We start from the raw sequence: 19,685 nt of genomic DNA on the forward strand, positions 1-19,685 counted from the left end.
ATTTTTAAATACTTACCGAAGATAATAAAAAAATCCCATTTTTAGGGAATGGGATTTAGAAAAATTTAGAAAAAAATTGTTGTTGTTGATATGAAAAAAATATCATTGTGAATAACGCTTGGGCATTTGTTAATCACATTTCAAATATAGAAACTTATTTTTTAACTACAAAATAATTATTTGTTAAAATTAAATATTTTTAAAATTATTTATTGCAGCGTTTAATCTTTTAGTGGTTTCGGTTTTACCTAGAACACTTATAATTTCAAATAAATCGGGACCTTTCATCTCGCCAACCAACGCAATACGAAGCGGTTGCATAATTTTACCCATTCCTAATTCGTTTTCTTGAATCCAGTTTTTAATATCTGATTCAATTTCTTTTGCTTCGAAATTTTTAACATTTTCGATAACAGAAATAACCTGCTGCATTAAACCAGATGTATCTTCTTTCCAGTTTTTCGATGCTTTTTCATCGTACTTTTCAGGCGCAACAAAGAAAAAATCTGCCAAAGAGTATAAATCGGTCGTTAAATTCGCACGGTCTTTTACTAATCCGGCTACTTTTTCAACAACTGCGTTATCTGCAGAAATTCCTTTTTCGTTTAAAACCGACTTTAAGTAAACCGCCAATTCGCTGTTTTCTTTCTTTACCAAATATTGATGATTGAACCATTTGTTCTTTTCAGGATCGAACTTTGCTCCCGATTTGTTTACACGAGCCAGATCAAAAGATTCGATTAATTCTTCTAAAGTGAATAATTCTTTCTCTGTACCATCGTTCCAACCTAAAAGCGCCAAGAAATTCATTACAGCTTCAGGGAAAAATCCTTGTTCGCGGTAACCCATTGATGTGTCGCCAGTTTCTGATTTCCAATCTAACGGAAAAACCGGGAAACCTAATTTATCGCCGTCACGTTTTGATAATTTTCCGTTACCAACCGGTTTTAATATTAATGGTAAATGTGCAAATTCTGGTGCATCCCATCCAAAAGATCGATACAATAAATAATGTAACGGTAACGATGGCAACCATTCTTCGCCACGGATTACATGTGATGTTCCCTGCAAATGATCGTCTACAATATTTGCCAAATGATAGGTTGGCATCCCGTCTGATTTATACAATACTTTATCATCTAACAAAGCGGTATCAAACGTAACTTCGCCACGAATAAGATCTTTCAGCGTTAGTTTTTCATCGATAGGCATTTTAAAACGAATCACATACGGATCGTTGTTATATAAACGTGCTTCGATTTCGTCATTAGTCATATTTAACGACGTTTTTAAACTCTCTCGCACCGTGTGGTTGTATATAAAGGTATTTCCGTTTGCTTCGGTATCTTTTCTCAAGGCATCTAATTCTTCGGCAGAATCAAAAGCGTAATAAGCAAAACCATTGTGAATTAAATCTAAAGCGTATTGTTTGTACAAATGTTTACGATCGCTTTGACGGTAAGGTCCAAATTGTTCATTTACCCCAATAGTTTCATCAGGTTCAATTCCCAACCATTTTAAAGCTTCAAAAATATATTCTTCGGCACCCGGAACAAATCTGTTTTGATCGGTATCTTCTATTCTTAAATAAAAAACGCCGTTGTTTTTCTTTGCAAACAGGTAATTAAATAAGGCTGTTCTTACACCACCGATATGTAAAGGACCGGTTGGGCTTGGTGCGAAACGTACACGTACTGGTTTTGTCATCTTTTTCGTATTTTTTTTCAAAGATAAAAAGTTGTTAGCGTTTATCTATGAATGTTATTGGTTTTCTGCTTAACGGATCGTAAATAATCTTTTGCAAGGCTAATTCTTCTTCAAAAATGATCTGCGGCGTTACACGTAATCTTGCTCTAAAATAATCTTTTAGCTTGCCTGCAAATTCATCGGATGTATCAACAGAAAAAATACGAACCAAAATTTCGTCGGTACCTATTTCGTTTGATGATATTTCGATTAAATGCAGTTTTATTTCTTTAAAATGTGCTACAGCATCGTGCATTGCCGGCGGATATAGCGTTGTCCCTTTGTATTTTATCATTTGCTGTTTGCGACCTTCTACCGGACCTAAACGATAGGTTGATCTGCCGCATTTACATTTTTCTGAATGTTTACGCACCATATCGCCGGTTTTAAAACGCAGCAAAGGCATGGCTTCCACACCAAGTGTTGTAACAACCAATTCGCCCAATTCGCTATCGGCAACAGGTTCATTGTTTTCGTTTACAATCTCACTGATGATTAATTCCGGGTGATGATGACCGCCTGCAAACTGATCGCACTCGGTAAAAGCAGCACTCATTTCGGTTGATGCATAGGTAGAAAACAGATTGATGTTCCATTTTTCCTGAATGCGCTGTGCCAGAAGTGTCGGTTGCAAATCGGTTGTTCTTAAAGCCTCGCCAATGCAGATGACTCCTTTTACGGAACTGTTTTTATAATCGATGTTATTTTCTTCGGCATATTCGATCATCTTTAAAATGAACGACGGAACGGCAATTAAAAATTTAGGCTGATAACGCAAAATAGAATCCCACTGCAAAGGCGGAACACCCGCACCTACCCTAACAATTCCGGCACCCAGTTTTCGCAAGCCCAGAAAATATGCCAAACCTGCCATAAAACGTCGATCCATCGTGGTCATAAGCTGCACTAAATCTCCTTTTTGAACTCCAGCACACTGAAAAGACAACAATTCGTTATTTGCCAAACGTTCCAGATCGTTATCGGTTAATCCAAAAGTTACGGGGTCGCCCAAAGTACCAGATGTTGTAGCATAATCACGGATTTCGGTTTTATCAACACAGAAAAAATCCTGATTGTGCAACTGCAGATCGGCTTTTGTGGTTACCGATATTTTTTGCAGATCTTGAATGGTTTTAATAGTATCGATCTGAATATTTTCAGCTTTGAATTTTCGTTGGTAAAATGGTGAATGTTCCAATAAATACGCCATGTGCTTTTGCAGAAGCGCATTCTGAAAGTTTTCAATATCGGTTATACTTTTGGTTTCTATAGCGGGAATCATAGCTTTTTCAGGGTTTTCTTTAATTTTTGTTCGATGCTCTTTTTCTGATCTTTAGAACTTATTACTTTTTGCAATGCTTTTTCATAATTATCTGCCGCATTTTTCCATTGTTTTTTGCTGTAAAAATAATCGCCTAACTGTTTATAAACCAACCAAAGTTCGGAATTTGATTTTTCATAAGCCGTTAAAATTTCATTAGAAACAATTTTTTCTGAATTTGTTGCTGTTTCGATCATCTTGTGCAGCTCTCTGAATTTTTTGTATTGTTTGAAATCTTTCGATTTAATGAAATCATCTTTAGGTAACTCAAGTGATTTTTTAGGTTTCAACTCTTTCGATTTAAAAACGGTATTTAAATCATACGCATCAAAAGCGCCTAACTGATAAGGATTGTTTGACACCCACATTTTTAATTCGGCTGGTTTAAAAATTACACCGTGATGCGCCATTAACTGGTTTAACGCTTTTTCGCTCCCAAAGCCTAAATCTTCATTTTGCAAACCCGAAACATCGCGCAAAACCTTTAAAACATCTTTAATCTTGTATTTTTTATCGGCTTGAAAAGATTCTTCTAATTTCTCCTGTCGATAGTAAGAATGTGATTCTTCGATTTGATTTTGATTTCGCTTATCTGCTTTATATCCGTTCGACTGAAAATGATTGGTACAGATCAGCTTGCCGTTGTTGGTTTCGTAAACATCCATCCTTTTCGGACTCATTTCAATCACAACCGCTTTATTGTCTTTTGCACTGCCGATTAAAAAAGATTCCGACACAAAAACATCAAACTTGTCTGCTATTTCAACAGCCTCATCAATTGTTTGGGCATTCTGTAAAATACTTCGTGCGACAATAGAAACCGGCGTTTTTCCCCGCATTGGAATGCTCGATTTTCCTGCATTCAGCGTTACTGTTAACCCTTTTTCGTTCATGCCCGAAACCACGCCAACCATACCCGGCCAAGTTACCGATGCGTATTTGTAACCACTGTCGGGACTTATAAATTCTACAATTTTGTTTTGTGCGAATTCATCGTTTACATAAAAATCGAAATTTCTGCCAATAAGCAAATTTCCATCTTCGGTAAAATTATCCCACAAAGCAATCGATGAACAGCCAACCAGCATTAAATCTTGCATGGCGTGACCAATATCATGCGAACTGTGCAACAATAAATTACGTTCGAATTTTGTACCGATGTCGTTAAATTCATCACTCCCAAACGTTGAAACAGCGTAAAGTTCCTGCTTTAAATCCGTTGGAATCGCCGAAAGAATGTTGCGGTTGTACCATTTTAAAAAGTAGAGTAACTTGTTTTGTTTGGATGGATTCGGAATCATTTCTGAAACCTTTCCGAAAAATATTTTTTCTTGATTTTGATATAATTGCTGCGTTAAGAATCCTTTCTTATAACCCAATTCAAACGGATTTCCAGAAATACGCAATTGCCAGTTTCCGTTGACCGATTTGTTTAAAATATCTCTTTTTTCTATTGAAAAAGTTTGTTGTTCAAATTCGGTTTCAAACAAATCAGATTCCTTTTTCAGGTTTTTAATGCTTCCGCAACTTATTAAAGAAAGCAGCAGAACAAGTGAGAATATTTTTTTACTCATACCCTACTTTTTTAAACACTTTATCAAAAAAATAATCTTTCCCAACCATTTCGGCAACCGTTAAAAAACCGGTAATCGTTACACCTAAAATGCCGTGCAAACGCACATTTTGTCCGGTTAAAAATAAATTATCAATCTTCGTTTTTGGTGAAATCATTGTTTTTAAAGGCTGTGAAGCTTCTTTTTCAAAACCGTACATAGTTCCGTCTAAAGTTCCGATATAATCTCGATACGAAAGCGGTGACGAGGTATGCTTTGAAACAATATTTTGCTGAATATTTGGAAAATATTTGTCTAAAATCAGTAATAATTCGTTTACAATTTCACTTTTAAATTGTTCGTAATCACTTCCGCGATCATTTTCATTTCTAACCGTGTTAAATGTCTGCTGCCATTTTTCAACCTGATTAAAATCCATATATGTCATTAACGAAATGCTTTGCGCAAATTCTTCGTTTTTGTTGTGTGGATTTGTAGTAATTATAGCAGATTGCGGTTTGTTTCCGATCCAATTATTTTCGTACGAAAACACATTATCTTCATTTTCAAAATGATAAATATTGTGATTGAAATAAGGAACAGTATTTGGTTTTAGAACAATATGAACAGAAAAAACCGATGGTCCGTTCTTTAACTGATTGATTCGTTTTATGTAAGGTTTTCGTTGATTTTCATCATTAAACATCGAAAAAAGCTGTTTTAGATCGATATTCGAAACAAACTGATCGGCTTTATAAATACAATCAACCGTTTCGCAACTTTCTAAAACATTCTCTTTAAAATTGAGTTTTTCTACTTTTTGATGTTTGAATAAATCGGCATTAAAACTACGCAATTGCTTGATAAATGCTTTTGTAATCTGGCTTCCACCTTTTACACAACGCCACGAACTTTGTATATATGAATTTACCGTTAAGGCATGAACGTAAAATGGCGTTTCGGTTGCTTTTATCGCATACAAAAAACTGTTACCCAACAAAACTGCCTGTAATTCTTTGTTCGAAGTGATTGAATTTAGTACGCTTTCAACCGAATGTTGCATGATTTCTTCGTTGTAACCCGTTCCGTTTTTTAGGTTGTACAACGGAAATTGATCGCAATAAAACTGAATGGTTTCGATATACTTTTTTAACGACTGTTCTTCATTAGGAAAATAAATTAGCAACTGCTGTACGAAATTATCATAACCTTGTGCCTGCGGATATTGAATGGTTTCGTTGCCAAAACTAATCACATCAAACTGATTTTGATCTAATTGCGATAAATCCAAATCGTTTAAAATGTTTAGATATGAAAAATATCGACCTAAATTTTCATCTTTATTTAATGCTCCAATGTAATGAACGCCGGTATCGAAAATGGTTTTATCGCGCACAAACGTTTGCAAATTACCGCCGTACTGGTTGTTTTTTTCTAAAACACAAACTTTTTTACCTTCTTGTGCCAGCAATAATGCCGAAACCAGACCGCCCAAACCGCTGCCAATTATAACAACATCGTATGTTTTAGTTTGCTTCATTACGTTGAAATACTTGTATTTTTAATTCATCGTGTGTTTGTGTAAAACCGTTGAAATTTGGTTTAAATTTACAACAAACCAATACAATTTGGTTGATATTTTGCGGAATCTCGTTATTAAACTGCTGTAAATGAGAAAGTATTAATACGTTGCTGTTCTGCCAAATTTCCGATAGATCATCGGCATATTTTATTTTAAATTTTTGATTGATGTAACTCGCTTTGGCAATTGATCTGTTTTCTTCGTTTAAATTATAGGTATGTACTTTTCGCGATGGAAACTGGTTCACCAAAAGAAAATCAAGTTGCCCAAAATCGGTTGTTATGTGCGCAATTGAAGCTTTATCGCTAATTAAATAAAATAACTGATGATAAATCGATTTATTCTGACCGAAATCTCTCTTAACCGTCTTTAAAATTCCGTGTTCCTTATACAAAAAATTCAAGAGTAGTTTCTGCTTAAAATAATCGGCATCTTCTGCATTCAATCGAATTTTATTGAATTCCTGCTTAAAAAAACTGCTTATTTTCTTGGTTCGATCTGCATACGATTTTCCAAAAGAATCATCGTTAACCGCAATGGGATCTCCCACATACACATGACAATTTGTGTTGTAGATGATGAAATCGCCTTTCGGCAGTAAATCGGCATTTCCGTGGATGTATACAGGCTGAATTGGCAAATTTAATTCTTCTGCCATAAAAAAAGCACCTTTGTGAAAACGACCAATTTCTGATGTTCGCGAGCGCGTTCCTTCAGGAAAAACCATGACGGAAAAGTCGGTTCCGATGCGTTCTTCCAACGGAACCAATCCTTGTTCTACTCCTTTCGTTGCCGGATAAAATCCTAAAAACTTAACCGCTCTGCCAAAAACCGGCGATTTATAAACCCAGTCGTTCACAATATAAACCACTTTAGAATAGGTCATTCCAAGGGTCAATGAATCTAAAAACGAGGTATGGTTTGATATAATTACCGATTGCTTTTGCAAACGTTCTTTATGGAATATTTTCTTGCTTACGGCAGGGTTTAAGTATAAAACCGATTTCATGTAGCCCGACATTACGCTGCTGAAAAAGTGCCATTTTTTGTTTTTGGATATAGGTAAAACCCAGAAAAACACCCGCATGAACACCGATATGGTTAAACTGGCAATCACATAATAGGTAAACATTAAAATTGACCGAATAGTAAGAACAAATGTTGTTGGCGACAATCCTTTTTTAACTCGATTAAAAAACAGAAATTTAAACAACAGCGGATACAGTACGAAAGTTACCAAAACTGCCACACTTACACCGATCAATGCGATTAACGCGATTGATTTTAATGCCGGATGTTGTGCAAATATCAATGCGCCGATTGCCAGAATTGTGGTTAAAACCGCCAGAATAATCGACGTTCGATACAAAGGCATTTCGTCTTTTCCGTCGGTATATTGCTTTTGCAGCGCGCTGGTCATGAAAATGGTAAAATCGATCCCGTGACCAAAAACCAACGTACAAACTATAGTGCTAAAAATATTAAACGGAATATTTAAAAGTCCCATTAATCCTGCAGTGATAAAACCTGTCAAAGCAATAGGAATCGATGCTGTTATTACCAATTCGATCCTTCTGTAAAAGACAAACAGAATTACAAAAACGGCGATAAACGAATATGAAACCAACGAATTAAAATCGTTAACCAAGAAACCTAAATATTGTTCGTTCAACGCTTGTCGATCAATTAAAAGCAACTGTTTTCCTTGATTTTCTTTTTCGAAATTCTTTACAAATTCATCACGGTTTTGTGGGTCGATTGTTACAACGGTTGATAATAAATAACGATTTTTACCATGAACAAATTCGTTATACAATTGTTGATTAAACTGTTTTAATGATTCCAGATTTATGGTTGAAAAATCTTTGTTCAGTAATTGATAAAATGCAGCGTGCGTCTGTGAGTTAAAACCTGCCGCAACACTTTTTGTTTCGATTTCTTGTACGGTTTGATTGATTTTAGAAGTATTCCAAAATTGTTTCCAACGTTCAATGTCTTTTAATTGTTCAGTTTTTGAAGGAATCAAACTACTAACCGATTGCACATTGTTTACATAATTATTTGATTGCAGCTTACTGAAAATCTGCTGGTTATCTTCTAAAACTTGATCTTCGTTTTCATTATAAGCAACCACAAATAAGCTCTTGGCAATTTTATTATCTGTATATAATTCTTTTTCAGCCAGTTGCTGTTCCGCAGGCATGAAATTAATTTTAGACAAATCGCCATCGAACTGTACTTTATGATATGTAAAAGCGCTTATTACAATCAAAAGCAATGTAAAAGCAATTAAAACCTTGTTTTTTTCGAATGGATATTTCGCAATTTTATCAATAGCATGACTGTGTTTTAAGGTCTTGCCTTTATAAATATGCGGTAAAATAATCAAAGTAAAAACGGCTGTGGCAACTACCGAAATACTTGCGAAAATTCCCAGATCAATCAATGCGTCCGAATGCACAAAAAGCAAACAAAGAAAAGCAACTGCGGTTGTAGAACTACTCATTAAAAGCGGCTTTGCGACATCTTTAAACAACGCTTGCATGCTTTGTGTGTTCTTGGAATGCGTTAAAAAATGCAGTGCATAATCAATGGTAATTCCTATTAAAATAGCAGCGATTGATAAAGAAATCGCAGAAATTTCGGTTCGTAGAAAGTACAAGCATAACAAACCAAACAATCCGCCAAAAACCGTAGGAATCATCACAATTATGGGAACAAGCCAGTTTCTGTAATAAAAAATCAGCAGCAGCATTAAAGCCGAAACCGAAATGGCTACCGTGGTTAAAATATCGCTTTTAATCTGTTGTGCATTGGCAACGGATATAAATGGCGAACCAAAATATTGCACCTCAACCTTTGGATTTTTATCTGCAATATGCTGTTTTAAAGCATTTAGTTTTTCTACAAAAATTTCGTTATGTTGGGTTTCGCTTCCGCCATATTTCGGATTAATGAACAGTACAATTTTTTCTTCGTATTGCGTAAATAAAAATCCGTCTTGAAATTTGTAATCACCGTTTCCTTGAAACTGCTGCAGTTTCTTCAAAGCCAAAAACGATAATTGCAAAGGATCATCAACCACAACATCTTTCATAAAAGACGCATTTCCGCTAATTAATGTTTCGTAATTCTGCTCAATCTGATTGGAAAGACTGTCGTTATTCAGTTTATGTTCGATCGTTTTATAATCGGCTTCGTTCAGATAAATCGGTAAATTTTCATACACAAAACGAAATGATTCCTGAAATAGATCTTCGTTCAACGTGCCCTGAACCGACAGATAATAATCTTTTACAGCAGGCAATGTATCGGTAAAACTTTCGGCTGCGCTGATTAAATCATTATTATCAGCTCCTTTATTCTTTTTAAAAATTACCGCAATTTTATCGGTAAAATTCATTTCGTTAATAACTTGTGCCGTGTTGTTATTGGTTTTATTGCTTGGAATAATCCGTGTAATATCCTCGTTAAACGTAATTTTTTGAAGGATAAAAACCGCGCACACCAAAAATAACAACGAACTTAAAAGTGCTGTTTTAGGATATTTCTGAATTTTTTGAAACAAATAATAAAATCCGTTAAACATTATACAGTTGCTTTTCGGTTGTAAAAATTAAGAATTACGTAACAAGTCAATCCTAATAAAAGGGACATAAATGTAGCCAAAATTGTGCTTCCTACAATATATTGCAGTAAATGGTTTTTTATAGAATCGAACGAAATATTATCAAAATCTATCAGAATTTCGCCACTTTCTCCTACAAAAAAACTCCCAACTTTTAGCGATGCCAGCACAATAAACGGAATAAATGGAGGAAGGCTGATGTTAGATCCTACAAACGAAATGGTTTTATTTAATTTGAAAATCGCTGCCAAAAAGATCGACAAAAATGTTTGAAAACCCCAAACAGGAACAATGCCAATAAAAACGCCCAAAGCAAGCGATAGTGCTTTTACTTCGTTGGTGTCGTTGGTCTGTAAAATATCTTCCTTTAAAAAAGCTTTAAAACTTTTTTTTTTGAATTTTAAAAGGATGTTTCTCGGTTTAATGTACAACAAAGTAATCAAAACCAAGACTGTATTTAGGATACTTATGCGGGTAAAATCGCGAAATGGACGAAAATGCGAAACGCGTTCGTTAGGATCGTACAAGACCTGAATGGGTACATTTTTTACTTGAATGTTTTTCCATGCTGTACGTACGATGACTTCAATTTCAAACTCGAATTTTTTGGTGAAGAATCTTTTTGGAAGATGTTTCAAAGGATACAAACGATAGCCTGATTGTGTATCTGTCAGTTTTATACCTGTTTCAAATTGAAACCAAAAATTAGAAAATCGATTCCCGAAACTACTTTTTTTAGGAACACTTTCGTGTGTCATGTTTCGGCTACCAATCAAAAGAACCGGTTCGGTTGCTGCATTTAATTCCTCTAAAAAAACAGGAATATCCGAAGGATAATGCTGACCGTCTGAATCAATCGTTAAAGCATAATCATAATTTAACGATAATGCTTTTTTAAATCCCAATTGCAAAGCGTTTCCTTTGCCTTTGTTTTGTGCGACATTTAAAATGTAAAGTTGCTTGTAGTTTTCAAGAATATCGGCAGTTTCGTCGGTACTTCCATCATTAACAATAAAAATATGGTTGGTATAATTTAAAACTCCATCTATAACGCGCTTTAAGGTTTTCGCATTGTTATAGGTAGGAATAATTACGCACCACGTTTTATTATTTTGCACGATATTCATTATAATTGCTGGGTTAGCAAAGCATTTACCTTTAGGGCAACGGTTTCATCAAAACTAGCCGAAGCCTTAATTTTAAAGTTTTCTTCTACTTGATTTATATCGATTGTAATTGTCAAAACCGCGTTCACTTCCGGGTTTATCAATGCCATGAACTTTACGTTGCTGCATTCTTTTGTAAACAGATTTGTATTGGTTGCTTGTTCTGTTAATTCCTTTAAAATTTGCAGCATACAAACACCAGGCGTTACCGGATTATTGGGAAAATGCCCTTTAAAAACATCGTGTTCAGGGTTTAATTCAATAATCGCTTTTAACTGGTTGTCTGTAAAATTAAATTCTTTTAGGCTGTAAAAATGAGGTATTAACATACAAATTGTTTAAAAAGCGAAATTAAGGATTTATTTTAAAGTACCACCAACCGCTGTTTTATTTATCTGTTTAAAAAAAGGTAAAGACATGCGTTGCAAACAATATGTTTTTCTTAACTTTTAAAAGAAATGATTTAAAACATTATTTTCTGAAATTTGTAGTACTTAATTAATTTAATTCGATTTGAAAATATGAGTTCATTAAAAGGAAAAAACGCAATAATTACCGGTGGTGGTCGTGGTTTGGGTAAAGCTGTTGCCCTGCTGCTTGCACAAGAAGGTGTGAACATAGGGATTACCGGACGTAACGAAGATCATTTAAAAAATACCGTTGCAGAATTACAAAAAAGTGGTGTAAAAGCTGCATATTCGGTTTTTAATGTTGCCGATAAAACGGAGGTTGATAATGGTATTAAAGAATTAGTATCAAACCTTGGTGGTGTGGATATTTTGGTAAATAATGCCGGAATCGGTTGGTTTGGCAAATTAGAAGACATGCCTGCTGCAGATTGGGAACAAGTAATGCAAACCAATCTTTTCGGGGTTTATTACACAGCAATGGCGGTTTATCCATTTATGAAAGAAAACGGCAGTGGCGATGTAATTAACGTAGCTTCTACAGCCGGATTAAAAGGCGGCGAAAACATGTCTGCCTACGCTGCATCTAAAGCAGCGGTGATTTCATTATCGCAGTCTATGATGGCAGAATGGCGTAAAAGCAACATCCGCGTATTTACTTTGACCCCGAGTACCATTGCTACCGATATGAGCATCGACGGTGGTTTAACCGATGGAAATCCAGACAGCGTGTTACAACCTGAAGATTTCGCCGAATGGGTACGTGATATCTTGAAGATGAAAAGCAGAGCTTTAATTGCAAATGGATCTATTTTTTCGACAAATCCATAAAAAAATCCGTTCAAATGAACGGATTTTTGTTATAACTGAAAAACACTATCGCCCAATGCGGTGTTTAATTTTTTATTCTTTAATTTGATTAATGAATAATCGTTAGAACTCTCAACAATTTTAATTTCCGAAACCGTATCTTCATTGTTTAAAAACGTTAAAGTAACTTCTTTAATGTGCTTACTCATGTCTTTACTTTTTGGTTTTAACAGGGCAAAACGCGTAGCTCCGTTTTTAAAATAGGTTATATTGAACGATTTCTCATCGAACAGATTTCCCGTATAACTTCCAACCATTAATTGCTGTAACTGCTTAAAACGCTTGTTTTTGTTCAGATCAATCGATGTTATCTTTCCTTTTTCGTTTTTGATCTTTAAATTGTCTTTGTTAAACAGCATCGCGTTCTTTTTAGGCGCATTGTATTGCCAAAGCAGTTTTTCGCCTTTAAAACGTAAAATTCCTGATGATTTCGAGGCGTTTTTTAGAACGCTAACATGTTTTGTTTCTTCAAAATCGGCAGTAATCGATGTTGTTTTATCAGCCTGGTTTGCAATTTCCTTTTTAAATGTAGAAACTTCACTCGCTGACATCTGAGTTTGTGAAAACGCCAATGAACACGTAAAAAAAAGAATTCCTAAAAAAATATTTTTCATTATTTGTATGCTTTAATATTAAGTAATTCGTCAACTGTAACCGATTGTATTTGTTTCTTTTCCATAATTATCAACAACCGTTCCAATACGTTCAATGTTTTGGTTGATGTATCGTGCAGCAAAATTATAGAACCTTTTTCAAATCGATCTAAAATTCGACTTAAAATTTTGTCTCCTGATGTTATTACTGTATCTAACGATCGAACATTCCAACCTATCACCTCTACCCTATTTTCTTTGCAAGCCGATGCTATATTAGGGTTTGTAACTCCGAATGGTGGTCTAAATAAATTAGGAATTTTCCCTGTAATCCGCTGAATGATGTTTTGGGTTGATGCTATTTCGTTATTAACTTCCTTTTTCGATAAAAATCCCATTTTATTGGTATGCGAATAGGTATGATTTGCGATTACATGTCCCTGCCCTACTATGCTTTTTAAGATTTCAGGATATTTTTCGATTTGCTTTCCAATACAGAAGAATGTTGCTTTTTGATTGTATTTTTCCAGCAGATTTAGAATTTCCGGAGTAATTTCTGTGGGTCCGTCATCAAACGTTAGCGCAACTACATTTCGATTTGTTTTTTTGTTTGATGAATGTGCTTTTACAAAGTAATTTAATCGAATATCAAACGATCCCCAAGCGGTGATTCCCAACCAAACAATTATCGCAATAAAAAATAAAAATAAGGGCAGTTTACCCGAAAAATAAGCATAAAACAAGCATGTTAAAAGGGCAATAAAAAGCCATTTTATGTACTTGTGACTTAACATTTTGATAGTAGAACAAAACTAAAATCGGTATTATTGAACTGATTGATCATCAACACTTTTTCAATTTTATTTGGTTCGATGTTATTGTATTGAACAGCCTTTGGAAGCTGTTGTTTTTGAATGATTTCTGCTGCTACTTTTAAGCCGAAAGCCGATGCAGTATCGTAACTTCCTGAAATATGTTGGTAGTAACCTTGCGGAATTTCACTAAAAACAGCATTCATTTTGTTATAAAATTCTTGCTGATGAGCATCTGCATTCACACCAAAAAATACTACATCCAAATCAGCAACAGAAATATTATTTTTTGCTAAAAAAGTATTGATTTCGGTAGCTTCGTCATCTTTAAAAGCGTTAAAAAGCATCACATCTAAAACTTCCGCATAACTGTTATTGGTTTTATTATTTGATAGTGCAAAAAAAGTAGCTCCTTCTGCCAACGCAATTCCCTTTGTCTGCGGATCTTTAAAATTCACTTCTTCCCCACTCTGCTTCACTTTTCCAATCATTTCGTACATTGAAAAAGTGTAGGGCGCAATTTCATCCACTCCACCAATCAATATATTTTCTTTGTTAAAATGTTTCAATTGCATAAAAGCATCAAACAAGGCACTTTCAAACGAATTTGCTCCATTCACGTAGGTGAAATTGTATGCTTTGCACTGCAAATGCAAGGCAATTTGTGCTGCAACAGTGTTGTGTGTAGATTGTATAAACGCAGTGGGAGTTAAAAACTGCTCATCATTTTCTATAATGGCATCTAAAAACTTTTCAGAATCTTCGATACAACCCAAACCAGTTCCGACAATCACTGCCTGCGGATCGACCATTTTGGCGTTAAACAACGCTTTATTGGCAGCAAAAATTCCCATTTTTACTCCTTTTGCCATTCTTCGGCTCATTGCACGAGCAATTAAGTCTGTGTATGATGGTTGTTGTGCTTTGTTTAATATCTGAATTTCAGTAATTTCCGATTCAAATAAATCGAAATCAACCGATTGAATACTTACGTTGCCGATACCGTTTATATAGCAGTTTTTCATGATTTCGAAAAGATTAAAGTGGAACAATTTCCGCCAAATCCGAAAGAATTTGAAAGCACATGATTAATTTCTGTTTGAACAACTTCGGTTTCGGGAACAATATTCAATTCTTCCATAGGCGTTTTAAAATTCAGGTTAGGGAAGATGGTGCTGTTTTGCAACGCTAGTACGCTGTAAACCGCTTCAATTGCAGCCGCAGCCGCCAATGTATGACCTGTAAATGCTTTGGTTGAACTGAATTTTGGTACGTTGTTAAAGATTCTGCTCATCGCTCGACCTTCAGATAAATCGTTGTTTGGTGTTGCTGTTCCGTGTACGTTGATGTAATCGATTTGATCGGGTCGGATAGAAGCCTTTTCAAAAGCTTGTTTCATTGCCAAAAACGCACCTTCACCGTTTTCTGACGATGCTGTTTGATGGAAGGCATCATTAGCATTGCCGTAACCCGCAACGTAAGCCAAAACCTTTTTGTTGCTTTTTTCAATAACCTCATCCGATTCTAAAACTAAATAAGCCGCTGCTTCGCCCAAATTCAAACCTTTACGGTCATTGTCAAAAGGGGTGTTGTAGGTATCAGACAAAATCATCAGCGTTTTAAAACCGTTAATGGTAAATTTGCTCAACGCATCGGTTCCACCAACAATTACTCGGTCTAAATAGCCGTTTTCAATCATGCTTGCGCCCAACATTATAGCATTTGCAGCCGATGAACACGCAGTTGAAATGGTAGTTACAAATCCTTTCAGCCCTAAATAATTGGCGATTTTATTTGATGAATCGCCGGCATCGTGACTTTGAATGTACTTTTGATATTCCGGATGTTCCTCGTATTTTTTGTAATGTTTTTCGGTAAAATCCATTCCGGCAACACTGGTCGATGAAATTAATCCCGTTCGAAACTCGTTTATATCATTAATACCAGCACTTTCAACCGCTTTTTTGGCAGCATACGCACCCAACAAACCGGTTCGCGTAAAGGTATTTTCTTCTGGTAAATTCAAAAGTTGTTGCAATTCTTGGTTGGTGATTTTAATTTCGCCGACCTTAATTTCTGAAGCGTGACGAGTTTGGATATTCTCCAAATTTGAAATACCGCTTTTTTTAGAAATTAACGACTGGAAATTTTCTTCGACCGATAAACCGATGGAAGATATAATGCCCATTCCTGTTATTGCAACTTTTTTCTGCATTATTTTGTACGGTTTGCAGCTACAAATTGAGCCATTGTTTCAACTGATTGGAAAATTTCTTTTCCTTGTTTTGGATCGGCTAATTTAATACCGTATTCTTTGTCTAAAAGCACGATTAATTCCAATGCATCAATAGAATCCAAACCTAAACCGTCGCCAAAAAGCGGATCGTTGTCTTGAATATCTTCAATAGAAATGTCTTCTAAATTTAATGCGTTAATAATGCGTTCTTTTAATTCTTGCTTTAATGCGTCCATTTTATTTTGTTATATCGTTAATTTGTTCTTTTGAATGCTCTAAAATACCCATTTTTTCCACCAGATAAAAATCAGCTTTGTAATCTCCGTTTAAAAAGTGAATCCAACCACACAAAACCTTTTGCGCTTTATTGGTTTTTAGCAGATATTCAGCGTATTTGTACAGGTAATCGGTTTGATACTTTTCTGCTACAAAAAACGCACTTTCGCTTTTTAATTCATGACGAATACTTACTTCACCAATGGTAATATTGGGCAGCGTGTAAACAAAAACTGCCGGACTTGGGTAATAATCTTTCGGATTTTGGATGCTTTGCTGATGCTTTAAATCGGTATCTAAACTGGCTTCGTTGTTGCTGAAAAGCAAAGCGATGTCTTTCTCTGTTTCGTTCTGCAAAAGTAGTTCTGATGCGATAAAAGCCAGTTTGCACAAATCGTCCATTTTATAAAATTTCGGGTACGATATGTTCAAGCTTTTATACAAGTTTTTCATAAACGCAGCAAAAGTATCTTCCTGATTATGAAAGATCTGCTTGTCGTTTTCACAGACAACATCTTGACTGATATTTATGAATTTACTAATTGCGTACATGATCTACATTTTTAACCAAAATCATTGCCGAATTGCTTCCGCCAAAACCCGAAGCTGTTTTTAAAGCCGTTTTAAGCGTTTTTTGTCCTTTTTTGGTAATGATGTTGATTTGCTGCGTTGTTCCTTGCTGTTGGTAGCCAAAAGAAGGAATTAACACATTGTTTTTTAAACTTTCTATTGTGATAACGGTTTCCAGCAAGCCCGATGCACCTAATGTATGACCAAAATAACCCTTTAAACTATTGGTTGGAACATTTTGCAGGTTTAATCGGTTAAAGGCAACAGCTTCCATTTCGTCATTAAATAAGGTAGCGGTGCCGTGTGCCGAAATATAATCTATTTGGTCTGATGTTATTTGCGCTTCGTTCAAAGCTTTTTCAATACTTAAAAACAAACCTTCACCTGTGCGCGATGGTCCTGAAATATGGTTGGCGTCGTTGATATTGGCATCGCCTAAAATTTGTATTGATTCCGTTCGATTTTCGTTCGATACAAACACCGCAACAGCTGCTTCGCCCAAATTTACTCCGGATCTATCAGCATCATAAGGTTTGCAAGGTTCGTTACTCATTGCCTGAAACGATTGAAAACCCGAAACTACAAATGGCGTTAATTCATCAACAGCCACAACATACGCATTGGTAAATTGTTCCATTTCTATGAATCTTTTGGCTAAAGATAATGCTACAACGCCCGATGTACAAGCGTTTGAAACCACAATTGGTTCAGTCTTAAAACCAAAATAACTATTTATATTTTTCGCTAATTGATCAATAAAAGCGGCGTTTAAATCATTATTTGCTAATGCGGCGATGTTTCCTTTGGTTGTTGAAAGGATTAAAACCGAATCGTTTTTTAACGGATTTTTTTCAACAATAGGGGAAAGGGCAGCGATCAATAATTTTACAATTCGCGATCCTTTAAAATCATCATTTATCGTTTGAAAATGGTTGTTGAACAAATCCTCATTAATTTTTCCAGCATACACAGATCCAATCTTATCATCGATAAAAACTTGTTCAATAGCTGACTTTCCCGAAAGTATCTTTTGGAAATTATCGTCGGTTGAAAAACCCAGCGGACTAATAATATTGGTATCGTGAATAAAAACTGCCATTATAATAAACCTACTTTTTGTTTCCACTGTTCAAAAAACTCCGGGACGGTGATGATTAAATTTCCGCCGAAATCGGTAAAAACCTGCGTTGTTTCTCCTACACAAACCAATTCGTGCTGTGCGTTGTAAATTTCGAAACTAAAAATCATTTTTGCAGCAGGCGAATCTATAAAAGTGGTTACAATATAGGCGTCGTCGGCATATCGCAACGGTTTTTTATGTTCGCTTTGTGTTTTTACAATCGGAGTTGCAAAACCGTGATCTTGCACATGCTTGTAAGAAATTCCGTAATGGCGACCAAAAGCCTCGCGACCGTCTTCGAAATAATCGATATAGTTGCCGTGCCAAACAATGCCCAATGCATCGGTCTGGTTAAACTTTACCTTAAAATGTTCGGTATGCTGTAAGGTTTTGCCCTGATTAAACGGTTCTTTTCTTTTTATCATATAGCAATGCAAAGGTTGTAAAAACAACAAAAAACAAAGTTAGTAATATCATTTCAGGAATAATATCAATTAGCGAACCATTTCGTAATATAATATCATAATAGCCGTTTAATGCCCAGTTCATAGGAGATGCTTTTGATGCAATCTGCATAACTTTCGACATGGCGAATACGGGAATCCAAACACCGCCGACAGCTGCCAGAATAATTACGAATGTTGCGCCAAAAGGTGCCGATTGTTCTTGGGTTTTACTTACAATTCCTAACAAAATTGCCATACCTATTGCCGCTAAACCTGCGGTTAACGTTAATGCAGACATTAAAGCTATTTTCTTAAATGAAAGATTTAGCTCGGGCAAATTCATATATGGAAATACAACTTTTGCAATAATTAAAATGGTGTAAAATTGCAACAGACAAATAACCAGATACGTAATTATTTTACCTAAATACAATATACTGTTTGATGTGGGGCTGCTGATTAAACGCAGATACGTTCCCTGATTTTTTTCTTTTACAATGTTGATCGACAACGGAACCATGATAAAGAAAATAGCAAAAAGTGTCCAAGCCGGTACGTTGTGTTGAACCGAGTTTGGTACAACATCTGCATTTTTTTCTTGCGGAACAATTTCTTTAAAGCTGATAAACGTATCGTTGAACGATGTACTGCTGCTACCACCCAATTGTGTTTCAAAGGTTTTATAAATAGCATCAGATTCCAACTGAGCCACCATTTTATCGATATTACTTTTGATTCCGTTTTTAAAAGCTGCTTGTGTAGCCGGATCAAAATACAGTCGGATTTCTTTTTTCTCAACTTCAACAGGATCATAAGTAGAAGTATTCATACCCATTTCGTCTAAAATTCCGTCTACATTTTGTCGAACTTTTATGTTTAAATCGCTTGTTAGGTTTTTAGGAATTACAATTGCCATTTGGTACTTTCCTTTAAAAACCAATTCTTTTGCGGTTACTTCCGTTATCGCTTTATTATTTTCAGTTGTTATCAATGAAAAACTTTGCGAAGCTTCCAGTTCTTTTTTAACGTGCAGGGAAATACTGTCTTGATCGTGATCGATCCAAAGAACAGGGATTTTTGATGCGCTGAAGCTTTGATACGTGCTGTCTTGTATAGATGTTACCACCACCACCAAAATTACCGGCATGATGAATAAGGTGATTAATCCGCCAATATCGCGAAGCAACAACTTAAATTCTTTTACAATACACTGCCACAATTTAAACCACATCGCGCAATTTTTTACCGGTTAATGTATCAATTAAATTATGGTTCATCTTTTTCATTAAAACTTGAAATAATGCGTAAAAATACCAAAATCCATTGGTAAATGACCAAAGGATTTTAATTTTAAATATT

17 protein-coding genes are annotated in these 19,685 nt (G+C 35.3%); 1 reads left to right on the forward strand and 16 read right to left on the reverse strand.

The annotated features are described in order from the left end of the window. Positions 1–189: 189 nt before the first annotated feature. The 7 genes from gltX to F0460_RS10795 are packed head-to-tail and all read right to left on the reverse strand — an operon-like array spanning position 190 to position 11,325. The gene (gene gltX, locus F0460_RS10765) at positions 190–1,707 is read right to left on the reverse strand and encodes a glutamate--tRNA ligase (protein WP_150013076.1); all 1,518 of its coding nucleotides are present in this window, start codon (positions 1,705–1,707) and stop codon (positions 190–192) included. 34 nt (positions 1,708–1,741) lie between these two features. Continuing rightward, on the reverse strand, positions 1,742–3,028 hold the full coding sequence (locus F0460_RS10770; RefSeq protein ID WP_150013078.1) for a phenylacetate--CoA ligase family protein: 1,287 nt from the start codon (positions 3,026–3,028) through the stop codon (positions 1,742–1,744). Then, a complete protein-coding gene (locus F0460_RS10775) occupies positions 3,025–4,641 on the reverse strand; it encodes a C45 family autoproteolytic acyltransferase/hydolase (protein WP_150013080.1) in 1,617 nt (538 codons plus the stop codon). The genes F0460_RS10770 and F0460_RS10775 overlap by 4 nt, the downstream gene beginning before the upstream one ends. Continuing rightward, positions 4,634–6,160, reverse strand: a complete 1,527-nt coding sequence (locus F0460_RS10780) for a phytoene desaturase family protein (RefSeq protein ID WP_150013082.1) — start codon at positions 6,158–6,160, stop codon at positions 4,634–4,636. Before F0460_RS10780 ends, F0460_RS10775 begins: the two co-directional genes overlap by 8 nt. Next, complete coding sequence (locus F0460_RS10785; RefSeq protein WP_150013084.1) at positions 6,147–9,791, reverse strand: 1-acyl-sn-glycerol-3-phosphate acyltransferase; 3,645 nt, start codon at positions 9,789–9,791, stop codon at positions 6,147–6,149. The genes F0460_RS10780 and F0460_RS10785 overlap by 14 nt, the downstream gene beginning before the upstream one ends. Further along, positions 9,791–10,957 (reverse strand): DUF2062 domain-containing protein, encoded by a 1,167-nt coding sequence (locus tag F0460_RS10790; protein WP_150013086.1) that lies wholly within the window; start codon positions 10,955–10,957, stop codon positions 9,791–9,793. The genes F0460_RS10785 and F0460_RS10790 overlap by 1 nt, the downstream gene beginning before the upstream one ends. Next, positions 10,957–11,325 carry a hotdog family protein gene (locus F0460_RS10795; protein WP_150013088.1) on the reverse strand — a complete coding sequence of 123 codons (369 nt, stop codon included), beginning with the start codon at positions 11,323–11,325 and terminating at the stop codon, positions 10,957–10,959. Before F0460_RS10795 ends, F0460_RS10790 begins: the two co-directional genes overlap by 1 nt. 192 nt (positions 11,326–11,517) lie before the next feature. On the opposite strand from F0460_RS10795, the gene F0460_RS10800 reads away from it, so the two are divergent. Continuing rightward, a complete protein-coding gene (locus F0460_RS10800; RefSeq protein ID WP_150013090.1) occupies positions 11,518–12,234 on the forward strand; it encodes a 3-ketoacyl-ACP reductase in 717 nt (238 codons plus the stop codon). A gap of 29 nt (positions 12,235–12,263) precedes the next feature. Here the strand turns inward: F0460_RS10800 and F0460_RS10805 are convergent, their stop codons facing one another. Genes F0460_RS10805 through F0460_RS10845 form a run of 9 tightly spaced genes read right to left on the reverse strand, consistent with a single transcriptional unit; the run spans position 12,264 to position 19,557 of the window. Continuing rightward, a complete protein-coding gene (locus F0460_RS10805; protein WP_150013092.1) occupies positions 12,264–12,887 on the reverse strand; it encodes a LolA family protein in 624 nt (207 codons plus the stop codon). Beyond that, complete coding sequence (locus tag F0460_RS10810) at positions 12,887–13,660, reverse strand: polysaccharide deacetylase family protein (RefSeq protein ID WP_150013094.1); 774 nt, start codon at positions 13,658–13,660, stop codon at positions 12,887–12,889. The genes F0460_RS10805 and F0460_RS10810 overlap by 1 nt, the downstream gene beginning before the upstream one ends. Beyond that, positions 13,654–14,703 carry a beta-ketoacyl synthase chain length factor gene (locus F0460_RS10815; protein WP_150013096.1) on the reverse strand — a complete coding sequence of 350 codons (1,050 nt, stop codon included), beginning with the start codon at positions 14,701–14,703 and terminating at the stop codon, positions 13,654–13,656. Before F0460_RS10815 ends, F0460_RS10810 begins: the two co-directional genes overlap by 7 nt. After that, a complete protein-coding gene (locus F0460_RS10820; protein ID WP_150013098.1) occupies positions 14,700–15,893 on the reverse strand; it encodes a beta-ketoacyl-[acyl-carrier-protein] synthase family protein in 1,194 nt (397 codons plus the stop codon). The genes F0460_RS10815 and F0460_RS10820 overlap by 4 nt, the downstream gene beginning before the upstream one ends. Then, positions 15,893–16,150 carry a phosphopantetheine-binding protein gene (locus F0460_RS10825; RefSeq protein ID WP_150013100.1) on the reverse strand — a complete coding sequence of 86 codons (258 nt, stop codon included), beginning with the start codon at positions 16,148–16,150 and terminating at the stop codon, positions 15,893–15,895. The genes F0460_RS10820 and F0460_RS10825 overlap by 1 nt, the downstream gene beginning before the upstream one ends. A 1-nt stretch (position 16,151) precedes the next feature. Beyond that, entirely contained in the window at positions 16,152–16,742 is a 591-nt protein-coding gene (locus F0460_RS10830; protein WP_150013102.1) for a 3-oxoacyl-ACP synthase, read from the reverse strand. Then, complete coding sequence (locus tag F0460_RS10835; RefSeq protein WP_190304138.1) at positions 16,729–17,859, reverse strand: beta-ketoacyl synthase N-terminal-like domain-containing protein; 1,131 nt, start codon at positions 17,857–17,859, stop codon at positions 16,729–16,731. The genes F0460_RS10830 and F0460_RS10835 overlap by 14 nt, the downstream gene beginning before the upstream one ends. Further along, positions 17,859–18,305 carry an acyl-CoA thioesterase gene (locus F0460_RS10840; RefSeq protein WP_150013104.1) on the reverse strand — a complete coding sequence of 149 codons (447 nt, stop codon included), beginning with the start codon at positions 18,303–18,305 and terminating at the stop codon, positions 17,859–17,861. Before F0460_RS10840 ends, F0460_RS10835 begins: the two co-directional genes overlap by 1 nt. Next, positions 18,280–19,557, reverse strand: coding sequence for an ABC transporter permease (locus tag F0460_RS10845; protein WP_150013106.1), 1,278 nt, complete (start codon positions 19,555–19,557; stop codon positions 18,280–18,282). The genes F0460_RS10840 and F0460_RS10845 overlap by 26 nt, the downstream gene beginning before the upstream one ends. Between the last annotated feature and the right edge of the window lie 128 nt (positions 19,558–19,685).

Source organism: Paenimyroides baculatum (assembly GCF_008629655.1).
GTDB classification, from domain to species: domain Bacteria; phylum Bacteroidota; class Bacteroidia; order Flavobacteriales; family Flavobacteriaceae; genus Flavobacterium; species Flavobacterium baculatum.